This window comes from Arthrobacter livingstonensis, assembly GCF_003219815.1.
Taxonomy (GTDB): Bacteria; Actinomycetota; Actinomycetes; order Actinomycetales; family Micrococcaceae; genus Specibacter; species Specibacter livingstonensis.
On record NZ_QJVD01000006.1, the window covers coordinates 38,822 to 56,801 of the forward strand.

The window sequence follows — 17,980 nt, forward strand, 5'->3', positions numbered from 1 at the left end:
ATGGTTGAACCGATAGGCTAGTAGATGGCAAACCCGGCCAAATGAAAGTGAGAGTGTCAGCGTGACCAGCAGCGAAGCAGCTTCGCAACGGATCCCACCATTCATGTCGTTGGGATCGGCACGATCTGATGCAGCCGGTAGGTTCGGGACAGTCAGTGACACAAATACCTTCGATCAACCTAAAGCAGTTGATTCTTCCGCTAATGGGGATGTTTCACGTGAAACATCCCCAGGGGGAGGCTTATCATTTGATAAGGAATTTGATCACAGCAGCCCCATTGCAAGCCAGCTGGTCAGCGAAACGAAACGACGCGAACGGCTCCTGGGACGGAAGCTGCCACGGCCAGGAAAGACCCGCATTCTTACAGTTGCCAATCAAAAGGGCGGCGTTGGTAAAACGACCACGACAGTTAATATTGCAGCAGCCCTTGCCTCGGCCGGACTTCACGTCCTGGTAATTGACATCGACCCGCAGGGAAATGCCTCGACTGCCCTTGGCGTGCCGCACCATGCCGAGATCGACAGCATCTACGACGTGCTGATCAATGACTTCGCGATGTCGGATGTTGTGGCAGCATGCCCTGACATCGACAATCTGTATTGTGCGCCAGCGACGATTCACTTGGCCGGGGCGGAAATCGAACTTGTCTCACTGGTGGCGCGTGAGCAGCGGTTGCGCCGCGCGATTGATGAGTACGTAAAGTACCGTGAAGACGAGGGCGAACAGCGGCTTGATTTCATTTTCATCGACTGCCCGCCGAGTCTGGGGCTGCTGACTGTCAATGCCTTCTGTGCGGCAAATGAGGTGATGATCCCCATTCAGTGCGAATATTATGCATTGGAGGGACTCAGCCAATTATTGAAAAACATCGAAATGATTCAAAAGCACCTTAATTCTGATTTGGTTGTGTCGACGATTCTTTTGACAATGTACGACGGACGGACCAACTTGGCAGCGCATGTTGCCGCCGATGTGCGTGAGCACTTCCCGAATCAAGTGCTACGGGCCCTTATACCGCGTTCCGTGCGCATTTCCGAGGCACCAAGCTACCAGCAGACAGTGATGACATACGATCCTTCGTCCACGGGGGCCTTGTCGTATCTTGAAGCCGCCGCCGAACTCGCCGAACGCTAGACTTCTTCTCATGGAACACCCCTACGGTGTTCTTCATTTCTAAAACGCAGTTCAGATGGCCTGGCAGTTAGCCAGGGCTCGTTCTATGGAGGACAAATCAATGACCGACAAGCGTAGAGGCCTTGGTCGCGGCTTAGGTGCCTTGATTCCCAATTCGGCGCAGGACGAATCCGGTTCATCCCCCTTGCCGAGCCGGCCAGTGGACCTGTTCTTCCCGGAACCCAAGGGCAGGAAGACACCTCCCGCAACGCGGGAGCCACGGAAGTCACCAACCAGGGCAGTGGATACTGTCTTGGTTGAAGTCCCGGGGGCCCGGTTCATGGAACTTCCCGTTGGGGACATCCACCCCAACCGGAAACAACCCCGCACGGTCTTCGATGAAGACGACATGGCGGAATTGGTCCACTCCGTCAAGGAAATTGGCATCCTGCAGCCCATTGTGGTTCGCGAATCCACCGAAAAAGGCGATCAGCCCTACGAATTGGTCATGGGTGAAAGACGCTGGCGTGCCTCCCAGGCCGCGGGCCTTGCGACCATACCTGTCATTGTCAGGGACACCACGGACGACAACCTACTCCGTGACGCACTTCTTGAGAACTTGCACCGCAGCCAGCTCAACCCCTTGGAGGAAGCCGCCGCGTACCAGCAGCTTCTCGAGGACTTTGGCACTACGCACGAACAACTGGCGGATAAGATCGGACGGTCACGCCCGCAGGTCTCCAATACCCTGCGTCTGCTTAAACTCCCGCCCGTTGTACAGCGGCGGGTTGCTGCTGGCGTTCTTTCGGCCGGGCACGCACGTGCTCTGCTGTCATTGCCAGGGTCCGAGGCGATGGAACAGCTGGCCCAAAAGATCGTTTCCGAGGGCATGTCGGTCCGCGCCACCGAAGAGGCGGTGCAGCTCTACCGAACGCCGGCGGAGGATCACAAGACTCGAGTCACCAAGCCCAGCCCACGGCATGAGCGGCTGGACTTCCTGGCGGGATCCTTGTCCGATCGCCTGGATACGAACGTCAAGATTTCCCTCGGTGCCCGAAAGGGCAAGGTGAGCATTGAGTTCGCCTCAGTTGAGGACCTGAATAGAATCATGGATGTCTTGGCACCCGGCTCGGACTGATTCCAATTCGAGGTTAGCGGCAGTGTTTCACGTGGAACACTGCCGCTTTTCTCGTTTTTGGAGTTCTCCAGGATTGATTCTAAGGACCATAATGCATTTGGATTTAATGGCAAAGATTCAAAATCTAGGCGTCAATACTGTTCCCGCTGGGCATGTTTCACGTGAAACACTGGCGCACCATTGTTCTAGTCTTTTGATGAATAGCTCGATCGGCACGCCAAACACATCATGAATGTCAGCGATGGCGATTCGAGAGTTTTCTCGAGATCCATGATGGCTCAATCATCGGCGAGTCGCGAGGCTCATGTTTCACGTGAAACTGTCGACGGTAATCCAAGATGGTATACAGGCCGGAAGGATGGTACACGCGTTCCCTCCTTCACCAGTGTCATGCGGTATTCGATCCAATTTAATTCCGACCAGAGCAAACGTCGGAGCTGATCCAGCTCACGTGCTCCTTCCGGAGGCTATGAACGGCCTGGTCTTGTGCCTTCTCCCTAGATTGGGAGGGCATCGTCACCGAGCATGTGGAGTCCCGCATGGGCGTGGACGGACGACCGTGCCGCAGCTGAAAACAGTTCATCTGAATCCGATTCATGCGGGTATTGCTGTAGCACTCAACGGCCGACACTTGGAACCGGGGTTCAGATTTTCCGAATTTGTGCTGAGGCCCTATTACGCCCAGGGGCACCTGACGCGTGGCTGATTCACGTCCGGGACACGCACCTCGGCTGGCAGGGGCAGGCCGTCCGTGCCTGCGGGGGGGGCGAGACTACCTCTGCCCGCAGGGAAAGACTCCAGCGACTCTGATCGCCGGCACCTCCCTGCTGCTCTTCTAATGGCCTGTCGGCTCTTCCGCGGGTAGACGCGGGCATCGTGAGGCTTTGGGGGGTCAAATGGCCGTCAGTAGCCCGTAACGGCGGTCTCCGCGGTGACGTCCATAGTGCTCGTCTTGATGAAGGCGGCGGCCGGTACTCACCAGTTGCCTTGTCAGTCGCCGCTCCGTACTCGATTCGGGGACGTTTGGTCCTCGGAGGAAGCTAAGACCCCGACGACACCGGACGCCGACGCGTTTATGGTCTGATTGCTTGCTAGCGGTTACAGCGACATGCCTTGCGCCCCGCCCTGCATGTTTCACGTGAAACACGATCCTCCCGTACGAGGAAGTGTGAAGGACGCTGCGGCGTCATACGTGAAACATAACCGGCTCCCCATTGGGAGGGATAGGTACCAGTCAAAATCAGGTTCCACGTGAAACACGCCGGTCTCAACTATTCGCGGTACCGCCGTGGTGCTTGTTGGCGGTGCCGCCGCCAATACAGCTGCGGCCGTAGAGTGGCAACAACGCTGGCCACGCTGCGTGTGGGGGACACCTTGAAAGTCGCCATCAACTACGCCGGTCCCAACGCCAGCGACCTTGGCCATCTTCTCCATATGCATCCCGGCGAATTACGGAGCTTTGAAACCAGTGTTGGCACGGCGCAGGTTTTCCACCCCGAAGCAAACCAGGACAGTTGCACAGCTGTCATGTCGGTTGAGGTCGATTCTATTGCGGTGGCCGGAAACAGGCACCTGAGGCGCGGCATCGGCGCGGAGTCACTCGACGATTACGTCAATGATAGGCCGCATGCCTCGTCGTCCATGCGGCCGTGGCCCTGGGGCAGTTCTTTCGTGCCGTTATGACGGGGCGCTGCAGGCGCGTCCGGAACTGGTCGGCGCTGCCATTCCGATAGCGATAGCCCTGACTGGCGTGCCTGCGAGGGGCGGTGCCGGAATGGTGCGGCGGCTGTTTGAACCCCTTGGCTGGAATGTCGATGTCGAAACCATTGCCCTCGATCCCGAATATCCGGGCTGGGGCGAGTCGCACTATGTCTATCTGGAACTGAACGGGACGATCTGTTTGTCGACCGCGTTGTTCCAGATCCATGCACTACTGCCAGTCCTGACCGATTCGAAACACTACTGGGTGGGTGATGATGAAATTGCGAAACTGCTCCGTGCCGGCGTTGGGTGGTTGGCCGGCCATCCCGGGAAGGAGTTGATCATGACCAGGTACCTTGCACACCACCGGGACATGGTGGAGGCGGCAGCCAGCCTCATGGTTGAGGGCGAAGGCGGTTCGGCTGAGGGAAAAACAGCCGGGGACGGACCGGCAGAAGTCAATTTAACGTCCACGGTCGTCCCCTTGCACACGCTGCGTGGCGACGCAGTCATGACAGAACTGAAGGACCTGGGAGCCCGTCGGGTGGTTGATATCGGCTGCGGAGAAGGCACGCCCATGCAGCGCCTCATGGCCGAACCACACTTCACGAGGTTCATTGGCACTGATGTCGCGGCGTGGGCGATGGGGTGGGGTGAGACCAGACTGCGCATGGACGAGGTGGGCGACCGCCACCGGGAACGGGTGCGCTTGATCCAATCATCGGCGAGGTACGCGGACGATAGGATCGCCGGACTGGACGCGGCCGTGCTCATCGAAGCCATTGAGCACATTGGGTCCGAAAGGCTCTCCGCGGTGGTGGCCAAAGTATTTGTGCATGCCAGACCCCGGGAGTCGTGGTGACAATACCCAACGCGGAGTACAACCGGCTGTATCCGTCCCTTCCGCCGGGAACGATGCGGCACGCCGACCAGCGCTTCGAATGGAACAGGCCGCAGTTCCAGGAATGGGGGAGTCAGTCAACGCTTCCCACGGCTACGGCGTGGAGTTCCGTGCGGTGGGGCCGTCGATCCCACCGCTGGCTCGCCCACCCAATTGGCGCTCTTCAGGAGAAGCCGACGATGGCTGAACGAGGCATGCCCAAACTCTGCTTGCTGGTGCTGGTGCTGGTGCTGGTGGGTGCTGGTGCTGGTGCGTGCTGGTGCGTGCTGGTGCGTGCGAGTGGCTTGGAAAAGTCCACATTGCCGGCGCCCACTTCCTCCCCTTCGAAGTGCTCTCCAGCGACTTTTTCCGGGGACTGGTCTCCAATGACGAGAGTGACCAATCCGCAAAGAAGGCTGCATTTGAGTCCCTGAACTTCGTGGCAGGCAGGCGGCTCGACGTCGGACTGCTGACCGTCGTCGACGCCACCAACGTGCGCCCTGATGCCCGCCGGGAACTGGTACAGCTTGCCAGGGACCAAGACATCCTGCCGGTGGCCGTGGTGCTGGACGTGCCCGAAGAGGTGTGCCTGCGAAGGGACGAATTGAGGGACGACCGCATTCTGGGCACCACGGTCATCCGCCGCCGGCATGACCAGCTGCGGCACTCCTTGAAGTCCCTGAGACGGGAAGGCTTCCGCACCGTTCATGTCTTTCGAGGCGAGGTGGAAATCGCTGCGGCAAGCTTCCGGCGCGATCCCTTGTTGGATGACTTCACCGGGGATGACGGCCCCCTTGACGTGATCGGCGACGTTGATGCCAGCCACGCGCAGGGTCGCAGGGCCGTGTTTGTGGGGGATCTGGTGAACCGCGGACCCGACATCCCGGGGGTGCTGCGCCTGCTGATGGGAATGGTCCGCGGGAGCCATGCCCGTGCCGTGCCCGTCAACCGCGAGGACAAGCTGGTGCGTGCCCTCAAGGGTAGGAAGGTTCGTGGCCGGCCCTCGCCCAGGGTGCAATCATTCGCCGTGTATGGCGATATGACGGGAGAAACGGACCATATGGCCCGCCGGTTCCGCTACGCGTGGGTATGGGCTACAGGAGGCTGTCACGGTCCTCTAGGCACACGCCAACGTTGGAGGCCGAATGGGTGAATGGGACCATTTGCTTCGACACCGGCTGCACCTTTGGCGGCAAACTGACGGCCTTGCGCAACCCGGAGAAGCAAGTAGCAGTCTCCGTCCCGGTGGAAAGGACCTCGTTCGAACCGGCGAAGCCGCCGACCCCCGCAGAGCCAGCCGTTCGCGGTCGGGAACCGGGGATGCTCAAGATTGACGACGCACTCGGTCGACAGCTCATCGAGACCTGAACCCACGGCTGGGATTGGCGTGCGCGAACAGCATGCCGCTGAAGCCTTGGAAATCACGAGCCGCTGAGCCATCGATCCGCGATGGTTGCCATATCTTCCTCCCACCATGAGCTCTTCCGGGGCCTCAAGCCATCGCGGTATCCTGGACCACCCGCGGGATGCCTTTCGGTCCCACCGCAGGGATGGAGCTTGGACGACATCTGCGGGGAGAGGAACGTGGGATCGCGGGCTGTGGTGTTGATGGCCAGGAATCCTGCCCGATTCGGGGCACCGGATAGTTGGAGGGGAACGGTCCATACGCGCACCGGCCGGCCACTTCTTCGCGAAGGACATGGCCGATGAATTCCTTGGCCGGGTTGATTCGGCCGGGGACAAGGGCGGGGATTTGGCATGAGCTGGACACCGACCGGCTGCTGCTGGACGCTTAGCTGCTGCCTTGGTCCCTCAAAGCGGGGGACGTGCTCAGTGGACACCATGCCGCCGTTGGCGCTGCTGCCACCTCAGCGATTGGGAACTCGGTGGAGCTGCCTAAACAGGCATCATTGAACGGTGTCGACGTCCACGAGGAGCTTCTGCTAACTGTTGCGCGGGACGCCAACGCCCAGGCCTATGTGGCCACCTACCTCAACTACGTTGCGGCATCGGACGGACGGGCTCGAGGGCATCCAGCTGGCGCCCTTTCAACTCCTCGTGAGTGACGGACGCACCTACTCCGACAGGGATCACGGATGGCACCTGGGGCTGGGCGGGTGTTTGGTGGAGGCGGACCCCGAATTAATCCGCCCGATGCGATCGCTGCGGGTGGACGTCAGCCAGGAGGCCTCCGTTGACGTGGGGACACAGTGGTGGGAGGGCCTCCCACCAACCGGCGGTGGGGGAATGGTGGTCAAGCCGTTCGCCAATCTTGTCCGGGGTGCCAAAGGACTGTGGTTGCAGCCCGGGATCAAGGCGCGGGGCTGTGAATACCTTCGGATCATTTACGGACCCGATTACACGGAACCGGGTAACTAACCTCGCCCGGCTTCGAAACAGGAATGTGGCGCACAAGAGGTCCATGGCCCTGCGCGAATATGCCCTCGGCATTGAATCGTTGGAGCGACTGGTCGCGGGGGGATCCGTTGGGGCGGGTTTACCAGGCCGTGGTTGTCGTTCTGGCAATGGAGTCCGGGACGGCCGGCCCCAGGTTGTAAGAAGAGCTAAGGTTTCACGTGAAACAGACAGCCGGCTTCGAATTCCCGGGATATCGGACGCGCCGCGGGTCGATCCCCGCAAATCCAGATACCGCACTTGACGCTTAGGATCGATCTGGGAGAAGCCGTTAAATAGTGCTGGACCGGACAAATGTCCGGCCCAGCACCTTCTACCCTGTTGTCATTACTGCAGGTAGTCAGCAAATTCCTTTTCAATGTACTGCTTGGGACGGGCTCCAATGACGGTGTTCTTCACTTCGCCGCCCTGGAACAGGTAGATGGCAGGGATTGAGGTGATTCCGTACTTGGCGGAGATCTCCGGGTTGGCATCCACATCCACTTTGACGACCTCAACCTTGTCGGCATGGTCCACTGAGATTTCATCGAGAATGGGGCCAACCTTGCGGCAGGGGCCGCACCACTCGGCCCAGAAATCGACGATGACAGGCTTGTCTGAATTAAGGACGACGTCGGTAAAAGTTGCGTCGGTTGCGCTCTTCGCGTTGCTCATGGTTATCAACTCTCTCTTAGGAATTCGGAATTAGGAGTCAGTCCTGCTCGGCAAGGTAGTGTTCCACGTCGAGGGCGGCAACACAACCGGACCCGGAAGCGGTGATGGCCTGGCGATAGGTGGGGTCCACAACATCGCCGGCGGCAAACACTCCCGGAAGTGAGGTCTTCGAGGACCGCCCGGAGACGGCGATGGTGCCGGCCGGGGTCAGCTCCAGGACATCCCTGACCAGGTCGACCCGGGGATCGTTGCCTATGGCAACGAATACTCCCGTGACGGCAAGTTCGCTCTTCCCGCCGGTGACCAGGTTGTTCAAGGTGACGCCCGTGACCTTGTCGCCGCCCTCGACGCTGGCCACCTCGGAGTTCCAGATGAACTTGATCTTCGGGTGGTTTAATGCGCGATCCTGCATGATCTTGGAGGCCCGAAGCGTGTCGCGGCGGTGCACCACGGTCACGGAATCGGCAAACTTTGTCAGGAAGATGGCCTCTTCCATGGCCGAATCGCCGCCGCCAATGACAGCGATGTTCTGGCCCTTGAAGAAGAAGCCGTCGCAGGTGGCACACGAGCTCACGCCATGGCCCACAAGTCGCTTCTCGCCCTCAACGCCCAGCTCGCGGTAAGCGGAGCCGGTGGAGAGGATTACGGTGCGGGCCTTGAACTCCTGGCCGTCGGCCAGGACCACGGACTTAACCGGACCATCAAGGGAAACGGAAGCAACGTCGTCGTACATGACCTCGGTACCGAAGCGTTCGGCCTGCTTGCCGAAGTTCTCCATCAGGTCCGGGCCCATGATGCCATCGGGGAAGCCCGGGAAGTTCTCCACGTCGGTGGTGTTCATCAACTCGCCGCCGGCGGTAACGGAGCCGGCGATCATGAGCGGCTTGAGGTCGGCGCGTGCGGTATAGATGGCGGCCGTGTAGCCTGCCGGGCCGGAGCCGACGATGATGACGTCGCGGACATCACTGGCGGGGGTAGCTTTCGTGGTCACGGGGATGTGTTCCTCTTCCTTCAAAATTCAGCCTCTGAAGGCTTTTGCTGTTACGTCTTGCACAACTGGATCGGGAAGCAGAATATTCCGTTCGTGCCCGGCCCGCGCGCTGCCCGGGCCGGGCACATGGGCTACTTGACGCTGATCTCGGCAATCTTCAGCCCGAACGGATACACCTTGAATGGCTGCAGCCGCGGGAGCTGGGTGAAGCTGATGATCACGTACTTGGCCTTGACGCCTGCCGCTGCCTTCAAGGTGAAGTCGGGTGCGCTGAAGGAGCCGCTGCCAATCTTCACGGAACCGTCAAGCGAGGGCTTGCTGTTGGTGAGAATGTTGAACTGTCCGCCGGAGCCGCCAATCTGGTTGATGGTCACCGAGCCAATGGTGGATTCCTGCTTCAGTTCGATGGCCAGGTCGGCGCTGTCGGCAACGCCGGCAAAGGTGTCATTGGAGAATTCAACGGTGGGCCAGTAGGTGGCCTTGTTGCCGTCGGTGGCGTCCTTGAGGCGCGGGAGGAAAATGTCGTTATAGCGCTCCGCGCCTGGGAGGTAGGCGGTGATGTCGGTGATGCCCTTGATGGCCGGCGGGACAACTACGGGTGCCGGGGCCTTCGACGGCGCTTGGGCACCGGTGGACGGCTGGGATGCGGTGGTGGTCTTGTCGCCGCCGGCAACGTTGCCGCCATTGAACAGCGAACCGATGTGCGAGATGGCGAAGACCAAGGCGGCGGCAATCAGCACCGCAACGATGATCCCGGTCAGCCAGCGGCCACCGGAGCGGGGAGAGTTGCCGTCGTCGGGTTCGTCGCCGTCGCCCTCGGAGTCATAGTCTGCGGCGGCGTAGCCCTCACTGGCCAAAAGGGCCGCCGCCGGAAAGGTGCCACCCCTTTTGGGCTGTGCTTCCTCCGCGGCTGCGGCGTCAGGGTCGTCGTTGGTGTAGCTGTAGTCATCATCGCCCCACAAGGTGACCTTCGGCGTCGCCGTGGTTGCGGCAGGGGGAACGGGCGCCGGAACCACGGGGGCGGCCGGAACGGCAGCCGTGGGTGCCTGAGCGGGTGGCGCGGCAGCGGGCGGCTGCGTGGGGGCGCGCCGGACCACCGGCGACGGGTGCGCCGGCGTCAGCGGGGTGTTGTCTTCGTAAACGTACGCGCCGGCGGACGGCGCGGCGTCGCGGGCCGAACCGAATATTTCCGTCCCGAGGGTGTCGGTGAAGAACGGCTCGTGGTAGACGCCGTCGTACTGCTCTTCGGAATCTTCGGTGGGGACCACCAGATCCAGGAGATCGGCAGGGGTGGTCCTGGCGGCAATGAGGTACGTGGAGTCGTCCTGGGTGCCCAGGTCAAGAATGGACACATTGGACACGCGTTCGCCCGTGGCAACCTCGCGGGCGCTCTGGGTCAGGTTCTGTGAATTGTCCACGGCCGAGACCAGGATACTGACTGGTCGGTTCAAAACCTGGTCCAGTCCGTCCAAAATGACGTCGTCCTCGGCGGAAGCCAGGATGCGGCCGGTAACCTTGTAACGGCCGCCAAGGATGGAGCCCACATCAATGGGTTGTGGCACAGAATCCTCCTTGAAAATTCACATGGATTCCCGAACACTGCGTGCGCGGGTCGTAATTGAACTGATTCTATCGGATGTGACAGGAATTTCCGGTGTCTGGGCGCCCGTACGGGGCCCGGATATATGCGTTTTAGCCGTTGGATGTCATCCGGGAACGGACTTTGGAAAGCAGAGGCGCCAGAACGTCATCGAGTTCACGGACTCGAAGGACCTTGAGCATCACGAAGTAGACGGCCGCCATGGCGGATCCCACCACGGCCAGCGTCACCAGGGAGGCCGTGATGGAGGTCCACAGGAAACCCGTGGGAGTTGAGCCGCCAAAGAACCGCAGAGCCACCAGCCCCACCACCCCGGCCACTAGGGCTGCGGCCAGGAACCGCATGTAGGCGCGCAGGATCAGCCCACCACCGTAGTTGCCCAGGCGCTTCTTCAGGTAGTGGTGGCTGAGGAAGGGGCCAATGAAGTTGTTGAGCGTGTAGCTAACGGCCAAGCCATAGATGATCAGCGGCGGTGGGAGAGCGGCGGAGGCCAGTACCATCGCAACGCTGGTGGCAACCACGATGCACTGAATAAGGAACGGTGTCCGGGCGTCCTCGAGGGCGTAGTGCACACGGTTGAGAATGAAGTAGACGCTAAAGAAGGGCGCGCCGATGGCCAGGATGGCCAGGGCGATGGCGATCTGGCGGCCGGAAATTTCGCTGTTGCCGCCAAAGAGCATGCCCAGCGGACCGGACAGGACGATGAGCGCGATGCTGGCAAACACGGTGGCCACGCCGGTGGTGCGCAGCGCGGCGGAGAGCGAGCTGCGCAGGCGGGTGAAGTCGTGGGCGGCGGCCGCCCTCGCCATGGCGGTGAACATGACCGTGGCAATGGACAGCGCAATGATGGAGTGCGGCATGATGTACAGCTCGGTGGCCCGGTTGAGCTCGTAGATGCCGGGGATATGGCTTCCACCGCCGCCGGCGCCGTCGGGCTTGCTTCCCGAGGAGATGGTGGCGACGCGCAGGACCACCAGGTAGCTCAACTGGCCAATGACCATGGTTCCCATGGTCCAGCTGGCGATTTTGGCTGTCGCGCCGAGGCCCGTGCCGCGCAGTCCGAACTTGGGCCGCAGCTTCAAACCAAGCCGCTTGACCGGTATGACGAGCACAGTGGATTGGACCACGATCCCCAACGTCGCGGTGCCAGCCAGCAACAGGGTCTGGGTCATGGTCCAGTTGTCCACGGTGTGCTGGTGGGACCGCGAACTGCCGGCCACCAGGATGAACATGAGCAGACCGGCAATCGCCACCACGTTGTTCACCACCGGTGCCCAGGCGTAGACCTTGAAGGCGTTGTGGGCGTTGAGGATTTGCCCCAGCAGCGAATACAGCCCGTAAAAGAAGATCTGCGGGAGCAGAAACAGCCCGAAGGTGATGGCCAGTTTCAGCTGTCCGCCGGAGAATGACGTGAGCGTCCCCATGATGGGGACCACTAACGCCGTGACGATCACGGTCAGCACCAACAGACCTGTGACACCCAGGGTCAGCAGCCGGGAAATGAATTCGCTGCCCCTGTCCGGCTGCCTGCTTGCCTTGGCGATCTGCGGGATCAGCACGGCGTTGAACACGCCTCCGGCCACCAGCAGGAAGATGATGTTGGGCAGGTAGTTGGAACCTTCAAAGACGTCGGCCACGGTGGTGTCGGCGATCGCTATGCCCAGCACCACCCCCTTAATCAGGCCCAGGATGCGCGAAACCAGCGTGCCCACGGCCATGGAGGCGCTGGAGCGTGCGGCCGTGGCCCGCTCAGGTGTGGTGCCTACCCCCTGGCCTCGCGCCTCCTGGCCCCGCGGCTCCGGGACCCGCGCCGTCGACCGCCTGGCCGACAGGAGTGCCGGACGCCGGCCAAGCGGTCCCCGGGCAGGTCCCCGGACGGACGGGATCGACGGCGGGAAGGCGGGTTTGGCCGGGATTCTCACCCGTGGTTCGTTAGGCATCGTCCCCATCATCTCACTGGAGCCCGAAAGTACGCTGGCAGGGCCAGGTCCTTCGGCAAGGGCGGCCTAAAAGTATTCCGGCAGGAGGTCCCGGGCGAGATCGGTGATGCGGCGCTCGTTGGGAAAGGACAGCTTGCGGCCCAGCTCGGCGATCGGCACCCAGGCAACGTCCACGGCCTCGTGGTCGGGATCATTTTCAATGGTCAGGAAGCCGCCCGTGGCACGCAGCAGGAAGTGGTGCACCGTCTTGTGGACCCGGTGGCCGCTGACAGTGAACCAATAGTCGATGCTGCCCAGCGGCGCCAGGATGTTCCCGGCAATGCCGGTTTCCTCCTCGATTTCACGCACGGCGGCCTCCGAATACGTTTCCTCGCCCTCCGGATGGCCCTTGGGCAGGCACCACTCGAGCCGGCCGCCGCGGTTAATGCGGGCAATGATCGCCACCCGCAGACCGCCGTCGTGCTGTTCCACCACCACTCCACCGGCGGAAATTTCCTCCACGGTGGGCAGCTGGCTGGCGGGGTTCTGCACCGCGGGCACGGCCCGGGAACCCAATGCCGGTGGCAGTGGGCCACTCTTGGGCGCGCGCGGTACGGGGTGGACCATGAAGTCCACTCTAGCTATCTTTGTGTTCGGATGATGACAGGGCAGAGGTGCCGTTTTCCGCCGCTGTCGCGCCGGTGCGGCGGCGCGGGCGAAGGGCGGGCAAGGGGCTGGCGTGGCCGTGGCCCGGCACCAGGGGCGGTGTTGCCGTGGCCCGGCGGCGGGCGGGCCAAAAAGTCTGGCATCCTTAAGTAACTATGCAAATGGCGCCAGATACCTCAAATTTAGACCCGGTGGTCCTTGAACTGGGGCACCTCTTTGCCGACGCCGGTTATGAGCTCTCGCTGGTGGGCGGTCCCGTCCGCGACCTGTTCCTGGGAAGGGTCTCCCCTGACCTGGACTTCACCACCAACGCCACACCGGATGAAATCCTGGCGGTGGCGAAAAAATGGGCCGATTCGCACTGGGAAATGGGCCGGGAATTTGGCACCATCGGATTCCGGAAGCGCGCGCGCAGCGGGGTGGTCCTCCTCATCGAGGTGACCACCTACCGGGCCGAGGCGTACGATCCCGAGTCGCGCAAGCCCGCCGTCGCCTTTGGCTCGTCCCTGGAGGCGGACCTGGGGCGCCGCGATTTCACCACGAACTCCATGGCGCTGCGCCTGCCGTCCCTGGAGCTGGTGGACCCGTACGGCGGCGCCGCCGACCTGGCCGCGGGCCTGCTGCGCACGCCCGGCACCCCGGAGCAGTCGTTCTCCGACGACCCGCTGCGCATGATGCGCGCCGCCCGTTTCACCTCCCAGCTGGGTTTTGCCATCCACCCCGACGTGCACCGGGCCATGGCGGACATGGCAGGGCGCATCAGCATCATCTCCGCCGAACGCGTCCGTGACGAGCTGGTCAAGCTGATTTGCGGTGCCCACCCGCGCGCCGGCATCGATGTCCTGGTGGAAACCGGACTGGCCGATCTGGTGCTGCCGGAAGTGCCGGCCCTGAAACTGGAATCCGACGAGCACCACCGGCACAAGGATGTCTACCAGCACTCGCTGCAGGTGCTCGAGCAGGCCGCCGCGCTGGAGAGCGGACCCGAAGGCCCCGTGCCCGGCCCCGACTTTGTCCTGCGGTTTGCCGCGTTGATGCACGACGTCGGCAAGCCCAAGACCCGCCGCTTTGAGCCCGGCGGCGCCGTCAGCTTCCGCCACCACGATCTTGCCGGGGCGAAGCTGACCGCCAAGCGCATGAAGGCGCTGCGTTTCGACAACGACTCCATCAAGGCCGTCTCAAGGCTCGTGGAGCTGCACATGCGGTTTTACGGCTATGGCGACGCCGGCTGGACCGACTCCGCGGTGCGCCGTTACGTCACCGACGCCGGACCCGTCCTGGAGCGCCTGCACCGGCTCACACGCTCCGACGTCACCACCCGGAACCAGCGCAAGGCCGACCGCCTGTCCTTTGCCTATGACGACCTTGAGCAGCGCATTGCCGTGCTGGCCGAACAGGAAGAGCTGGACTCAATCCGCCCGGACCTGGACGGTGGGGCCATCATGGCCCTGTTGGGACTCAAACCCGGGCCCGCGGTGGGCCGGGCCTACAATTTCCTGCTGGAGGAGCGGATGGAACACGGTCCACTGCCCAGGGAAGCCGCCGAAGCCGCGCTGCGCGCCTGGTGGGCGCGGCAGCCGGAATCACGGGCCCCCGCCAACACCGATCCGGGCGAAACCGCCAGCCCGGCCGCTCCCAACAGCACCGGCGACTCCACGACGCCCGATTCGTAACCGGCACACAGGCCCGGCCCGCCGGGTGCCCCAACAGAACAGGACCAACGCATGAGCAACACACCCGCATTTGAAGCGGAAGGCGCCACGCCGCTGACCCACATTCCGGTCCCCGGGGGGCCCAAGCTCTGGCTGCTGCGCCACGGGGAGACCGAGTGGTCCCGCAGCGGCCAGTACACCGGCCTGACGGACCTGCCGCTGACCGCGGAAGGCGAGGATCAGGCACGCTCCGCCCGTCCTGCCCTGTCCGGCACCGACTTTGACCTGGTGCTCACCTCACCCCTGCAGCGGGCCCGCCGCACAGCGGAACTGGCCGGCTTCCCCGACGCGGAAGTGGAGCCGAATGCCGTCGAATGGGACTACGGCGACTATGAAGGCATCAACAGCGCCGTGGTGCGGGCCGAGAACCCGGGCTACCTGATCTGGGACAGCGGCGTGCCCAACGGCGAGACGCTCGACGCCGTGGCGGCCCGTGCCGATGCCATCGTCGGGCGGGTGCGTGCACCCCTGCCCGACGGCAGCATGGCCGCCAATGTGCTGCTGGTGGCGCACGGGCATTTCCTGCGCATCCTGTCGGCCCGCTGGCTGGGCCTGGCCCCGGGTGACGGCCGCCACTTTGTGCTGGGCACGGCCAAGGTGTGCACCCTGGGCTGGGACAAGAAGACGCCCGCCGTGGAGCAGTGGGGGCTGTAGCGGGCCCCGTGTCCGTATATTCAACCGGCACCCGGGTGCTGGCGGCTGCCGCCTGGACCTTTTGCGCGTTCTTTGCCGTGAACCTGCTGCTGACGGGCACGACCGGGACCATCTGGCACTTCCTGCCGTCGCTGTTGCTGGTCGCGTGGGGGATTTACCTGCTGCTGTGGCGGCCCCGGCTGGTGGTCCTGGCGGAGGGCGTCGCAGTGGTGAACATCCTGCGCGTCCACAGGATCCCCTTTGGCGCGCTGCGGAACCTGCGCGTTGCCCAAAACGTCAGCCTGGACACCACGGCCGGGCGCATCGCCAGCTGGGGCGCCCCGGGCGCGGGCAGGCTGGGCCCGCGACTGGGCCAAGGCAACAGCGGCCATGCGGCGCGGGCCGCCGGCCGCTCATCCGCCGCCGGTGCCCCCCGCAATGTGCAGCTGCCGCACAGCCAGACCAGCATCGAGTCGGCCTGGAACGCCTGGGAACAAGGCGCCAGCGACAGGGCCTCCGCGTCCGGTGGCGGTCCCGGCCGTGCTCTGCCGTCCGACGCTGCCGGGAGTGTGGTGACGAGCCGCTGGGACGCAGGGTCCGTCGTCGTAACCGGGGTACTGGTGGCACTTGTCGCCGCCAGCATCCTGACGTAGGCAGGGCCTGCCGTGGAGGCACAAACCGTTCAAACGCATGCCGTTCAAACACGAAGGTCCGGTCCCGCACTCCGGGGAGCACGGGACCGGACCTTCGCACCGTGACCGCCTAGGCGGCCACGGTGCGGTGGTGCTAGGACTTGAAGCCCACGGCGGTCCAGTCGATTGACTGGAACTGCGCGGCACCGTAGTTGACCAGGCCGTTCGTCACGGCGTAGGTGTTCGGGGTGGGGGTCAGCGGGATGACCGGAACGTAGGCGAAGATCGCCTTGTCGATCGCCGTTGCCAGCTCGATCCGCTTGGCCGGGTCAAGCTCGGCATTGGCCTTCTGCCACATGTCACCGAGCTTCTCGTCGGTGATGCCGGTGAAGTTCTGGCCGGAATCCACCGGGTAGAAGATCGACTCCGTTGAGGAGACGGGGAATGCGGTGCCGGACCAGGCAAAGCCGGTCATTTCGAAGTTGGACTTGAGTACGTAATCGGAGAAGAACTTGTCCGAGGGAACGGTGTTGTTCTTCAGCGTGATGCCGACGACCTTCAAGTTGGCCTGCAGCTGCTTGAAAATCTGCTCCGACACCGGGTTGTTGGCGTCAAGCGTGTACGTCAGCTCCAGCTTCTTGCCGTCCTTGGCCTGGATGCCGTCGGAGCCCTTGGTGTAGCCGGCCTCCTTGAGCAGTGCCTCGGACTTGGCCGTGTCAAAGCCGATGGCGGCCGAGCCGTCATCTGAGTAGCCCTTCTGGCCCGGCATGTAAATGTAGTTGTTCTGGCTCGTGACGGGTGCGCCGATGGGGCTCAGGCGGCTGGCCGAGATGGTGTCCCGGTCCACTGCGCGGGCAACAGCCTGGCGGATCTTGACGTCGGCCAGGGGTCCCTTGGAGCCGTTCAGCGTGACGTGGTTCCAGGTCAGGCCGCCCGTCTGCTGGACGGCGCCGTCGGCGCGCTTCTTGGCCGTGTCGTAGTTGTTTTTGTTGGTGCCGATGCTGAAGGCATCCAGTTCCTTGTTGGCGTACGCCTGGGCGAGGCCGTCACGGGAAACAACCTTCATGATGATCTTTTCCAGCTTCGGCTTCTGACCCCACCATTTGTCATTGGGGACGAGCGTGACGACCTGGCCGTTCGTGTCAACCTTGGAGACCTTGAACGGGCCGTCGGAGGGCAGCGGCTTGGACTTGTAGCCCTCGTTGAATGCCTTCACATCGGAGGCGATGGCTGCCGGCAGGATGCTGGCGGTGGCTGTGCCCGCCGTGCTGCCACCCAGAATCGAGGGCCAGTCGGCGTTTTTGTTCTTGAAGGTGATCTTGAAGTTCTGGTCGGTGTCTTCCTTGGTGACCGAGGCGATGTCCTTGTAGACGTTGTCGGAAACCGTCTGGTAGTCCTTGTTGGCGCCGCTGGAAGCCTTTACCGTGGCTTCAAAGTCCTTGTAGGTGACTGGTGTGCCATCCTCCCATACAGCCTTCGGGTTCAGCTTCACCTCGACCACCTGCGGATCCTGGCTGACCAGCTTCACTTCGGTGGCGTAGTCGGGGTTGACTTCCCAGCCGCCGTCGGCCGTGTTGCGCACCGGTCCGCCCGTGGTCGGGTCCATGATCTGGCCAGTAGAGACATTGTTGCCGTCCGCCTGGAGCGTGTTCCAGTTGTCCGGCAGCTGGTCGATGGCCAGCGTCAGGGTGCCGCCGTCCTTGACGGCTGCATAGTCTGCCTTGGTCCAGTCGACCGTGGGCAGCGTGGCGGTGTCGGCGGCGCCCTTGCTGTTGTCCACATTGGGCTTGTCGCTGCCTCCGCCGCCGGCGCTGCAGCCCGTGACGGCCAGGGCCAGAGTCAGGACTCCGGCACCCACCATTTTCTTGATGTGTTTCATTGTTTCCTCCCTAGGGTGGCCCGTGACGGGGGATGATGTTCCGTCG

The 17,980-nt window shown here is 62.8% G+C and carries 20 protein-coding genes; 14 read left to right on the top strand and 6 right to left on the bottom strand.

The window, feature by feature from the left end; genetic code table 11:
* Nucleotides 1-61: 61 nt before the first annotated feature.
* From CVV68_RS07120 to CVV68_RS24170, 11 genes are all read left to right on the top strand, one after another.
* Complete coding sequence (locus CVV68_RS07120; RefSeq protein ID WP_245933398.1) at nt 62-1,135, top strand: ParA family protein; 1,074 nt, start codon at nt 62-64, stop codon at nt 1,133-1,135.
* Between the two features lie 100 nt (nt 1,136-1,235).
* Entirely contained in the window at nt 1,236-2,252 is a 1,017-nt protein-coding gene (locus CVV68_RS07125; RefSeq protein ID WP_110500319.1) for a ParB/RepB/Spo0J family partition protein, read from the top strand.
* Between the two features lie 1,335 nt (nt 2,253-3,587).
* Nucleotides 3,588-3,935, top strand: a complete 348-nt coding sequence (locus CVV68_RS24565) for a hypothetical protein (RefSeq protein WP_281268276.1) — start codon at nt 3,588-3,590, stop codon at nt 3,933-3,935.
* The gene (locus CVV68_RS07130) at nt 3,880-4,815 is read left to right on the top strand and encodes a methyltransferase (protein ID WP_281268277.1); all 936 of its coding nucleotides are present in this window, start codon (nt 3,880-3,882) and stop codon (nt 4,813-4,815) included. Before CVV68_RS24565 ends, CVV68_RS07130 begins: the two co-directional genes overlap by 56 nt.
* Before the next feature lie 292 nt (nt 4,816-5,107).
* Nucleotides 5,108-5,986, top strand: a complete 879-nt coding sequence (locus tag CVV68_RS24155) for an AAA family ATPase (RefSeq protein ID WP_110500320.1) — start codon at nt 5,108-5,110, stop codon at nt 5,984-5,986.
* Complete coding sequence (locus CVV68_RS24160; RefSeq protein WP_146238845.1) at nt 5,983-6,201, top strand: hypothetical protein; 219 nt, start codon at nt 5,983-5,985, stop codon at nt 6,199-6,201. Before CVV68_RS24155 ends, CVV68_RS24160 begins: the two co-directional genes overlap by 4 nt.
* Before the next feature lie 106 nt (nt 6,202-6,307).
* On the top strand, nt 6,308-6,442 hold the full coding sequence (locus tag CVV68_RS24570) for a hypothetical protein (RefSeq protein WP_146238846.1): 135 nt from the start codon (nt 6,308-6,310) through the stop codon (nt 6,440-6,442).
* The gene (locus CVV68_RS24575; RefSeq protein ID WP_281268278.1) at nt 6,442-6,543 is read left to right on the top strand and encodes a hypothetical protein; all 102 of its coding nucleotides are present in this window, start codon (nt 6,442-6,444) and stop codon (nt 6,541-6,543) included. The genes CVV68_RS24570 and CVV68_RS24575 overlap by 1 nt, the downstream gene beginning before the upstream one ends.
* Before the next feature lie 116 nt (nt 6,544-6,659).
* Entirely contained in the window at nt 6,660-6,899 is a 240-nt protein-coding gene (locus CVV68_RS24580) for a hypothetical protein (RefSeq protein WP_281268279.1), read from the top strand.
* Complete coding sequence (locus tag CVV68_RS24585) at nt 6,892-7,212, top strand: DNA ligase-like domain-containing protein (protein WP_281268280.1); 321 nt, start codon at nt 6,892-6,894, stop codon at nt 7,210-7,212. The genes CVV68_RS24580 and CVV68_RS24585 overlap by 8 nt, the downstream gene beginning before the upstream one ends.
* Before the next feature lie 43 nt (nt 7,213-7,255).
* Nucleotides 7,256-7,492 carry a hypothetical protein gene (locus tag CVV68_RS24170; protein ID WP_245933399.1) on the top strand — a complete coding sequence of 79 codons (237 nt, stop codon included), beginning with the start codon at nt 7,256-7,258 and terminating at the stop codon, nt 7,490-7,492.
* A gap of 83 nt (nt 7,493-7,575) precedes the next feature.
* Here the strand turns inward: CVV68_RS24170 and trxA are convergent, their stop codons facing one another.
* The 5 genes from trxA to CVV68_RS07190 all read right to left on the bottom strand — a co-directional run bounded on the left by trxA (nt 7,576) and on the right by CVV68_RS07190 (nt 13,039).
* Nucleotides 7,576-7,902, bottom strand: a complete 327-nt coding sequence (gene trxA, locus CVV68_RS07170; protein WP_110500326.1) for a thioredoxin — start codon at nt 7,900-7,902, stop codon at nt 7,576-7,578.
* Nucleotides 7,903-7,939: 37 nt separating this feature from the next.
* A complete protein-coding gene (gene trxB, locus CVV68_RS07175) occupies nt 7,940-8,893 on the bottom strand; it encodes a thioredoxin-disulfide reductase (RefSeq protein WP_110500327.1) in 954 nt (317 codons plus the stop codon).
* Nucleotides 8,894-9,024: 131 nt separating this feature from the next.
* Nucleotides 9,025-10,455 (bottom strand): ABC transporter substrate-binding protein, encoded by a 1,431-nt coding sequence (locus CVV68_RS07180; protein ID WP_110500328.1) that lies wholly within the window; start codon nt 10,453-10,455, stop codon nt 9,025-9,027.
* Between the two features lie 130 nt (nt 10,456-10,585).
* The gene (murJ, locus tag CVV68_RS07185; protein ID WP_170133112.1) at nt 10,586-12,433 is read right to left on the bottom strand and encodes a murein biosynthesis integral membrane protein MurJ; all 1,848 of its coding nucleotides are present in this window, start codon (nt 12,431-12,433) and stop codon (nt 10,586-10,588) included.
* Between the two features lie 66 nt (nt 12,434-12,499).
* Entirely contained in the window at nt 12,500-13,039 is a 540-nt protein-coding gene (locus CVV68_RS07190; RefSeq protein WP_211320747.1) for an NUDIX hydrolase, read from the bottom strand.
* A 200-nt stretch (nt 13,040-13,239) separates the two neighbouring features.
* Between CVV68_RS07190 and CVV68_RS07195 the strand changes: the two genes are divergently transcribed.
* Genes CVV68_RS07195 through CVV68_RS07205 form a run of 3 tightly spaced genes read left to right on the top strand, consistent with a single transcriptional unit; the run spans nt 13,240 to nt 16,076 of the window.
* Complete coding sequence (locus CVV68_RS07195; RefSeq protein ID WP_245933400.1) at nt 13,240-14,751, top strand: CCA tRNA nucleotidyltransferase; 1,512 nt, start codon at nt 13,240-13,242, stop codon at nt 14,749-14,751.
* Between the two features lie 51 nt (nt 14,752-14,802).
* Nucleotides 14,803-15,444: a histidine phosphatase family protein gene (locus CVV68_RS07200; RefSeq protein WP_110500331.1), complete on the top strand. Its 642-nt coding sequence runs from the start codon at nt 14,803-14,805 to the stop codon at nt 15,442-15,444.
* 8 nt (nt 15,445-15,452) lie between these two features.
* The gene (locus CVV68_RS07205) at nt 15,453-16,076 is read left to right on the top strand and encodes a PH domain-containing protein (protein WP_170133113.1); all 624 of its coding nucleotides are present in this window, start codon (nt 15,453-15,455) and stop codon (nt 16,074-16,076) included.
* 133 nt (nt 16,077-16,209) lie between these two features.
* On the opposite strand, the gene CVV68_RS07210 is transcribed toward CVV68_RS07205, so the two are convergent.
* A complete protein-coding gene (locus tag CVV68_RS07210; RefSeq protein WP_211320748.1) occupies nt 16,210-17,934 on the bottom strand; it encodes an ABC transporter family substrate-binding protein in 1,725 nt (574 codons plus the stop codon).
* Between the last annotated feature and the right edge of the window lie 46 nt (nt 17,935-17,980).

Excerpts from the sequence above, each read along its gene's own strand:
- CVV68_RS07200 (WP_110500331.1), top strand. The coding sequence starts at position 14,803 with ATGAGCAACACACCCGCATTTGAAGCGGAAGGCGCCACGCCGCTGACC.
- CVV68_RS24170 (WP_245933399.1), top strand. The coding sequence starts at position 7,256 with ATGGCCCTGCGCGAATATGCCCTCGGCATTGAATCGTTGGAGCGACTG.
- CVV68_RS07195 (WP_245933400.1), top strand. The coding sequence starts at position 13,240 with ATGGCGCCAGATACCTCAAATTTAGACCCGGTGGTCCTTGAACTGGGG.
- CVV68_RS07125 (WP_110500319.1), top strand. The coding sequence starts at position 1,236 with ATGACCGACAAGCGTAGAGGCCTTGGTCGCGGCTTAGGTGCCTTGATT.
- CVV68_RS24570 (WP_146238846.1), top strand. The coding sequence starts at position 6,308 with ATGAGCTCTTCCGGGGCCTCAAGCCATCGCGGTATCCTGGACCACCCG.
- murJ (WP_170133112.1), bottom strand. The coding sequence starts at position 12,433 with ATGCCTAACGAACCACGGGTGAGAATCCCGGCCAAACCCGCCTTCCCG.
- CVV68_RS24575 (WP_281268278.1), top strand. The coding sequence starts at position 6,442 with ATGGCCAGGAATCCTGCCCGATTCGGGGCACCGGATAGTTGGAGGGGA.
- CVV68_RS07210 (WP_211320748.1), bottom strand. The coding sequence starts at position 17,934 with ATGAAACACATCAAGAAAATGGTGGGTGCCGGAGTCCTGACTCTGGCC.
- CVV68_RS07130 (WP_281268277.1), top strand. The coding sequence starts at position 3,880 with ATGCCTCGTCGTCCATGCGGCCGTGGCCCTGGGGCAGTTCTTTCGTGC.
- trxA (WP_110500326.1), bottom strand. The coding sequence starts at position 7,902 with ATGAGCAACGCGAAGAGCGCAACCGACGCAACTTTTACCGACGTCGTC.
- CVV68_RS07190 (WP_211320747.1), bottom strand. The coding sequence starts at position 13,039 with ATGGTCCACCCCGTACCGCGCGCGCCCAAGAGTGGCCCACTGCCACCG.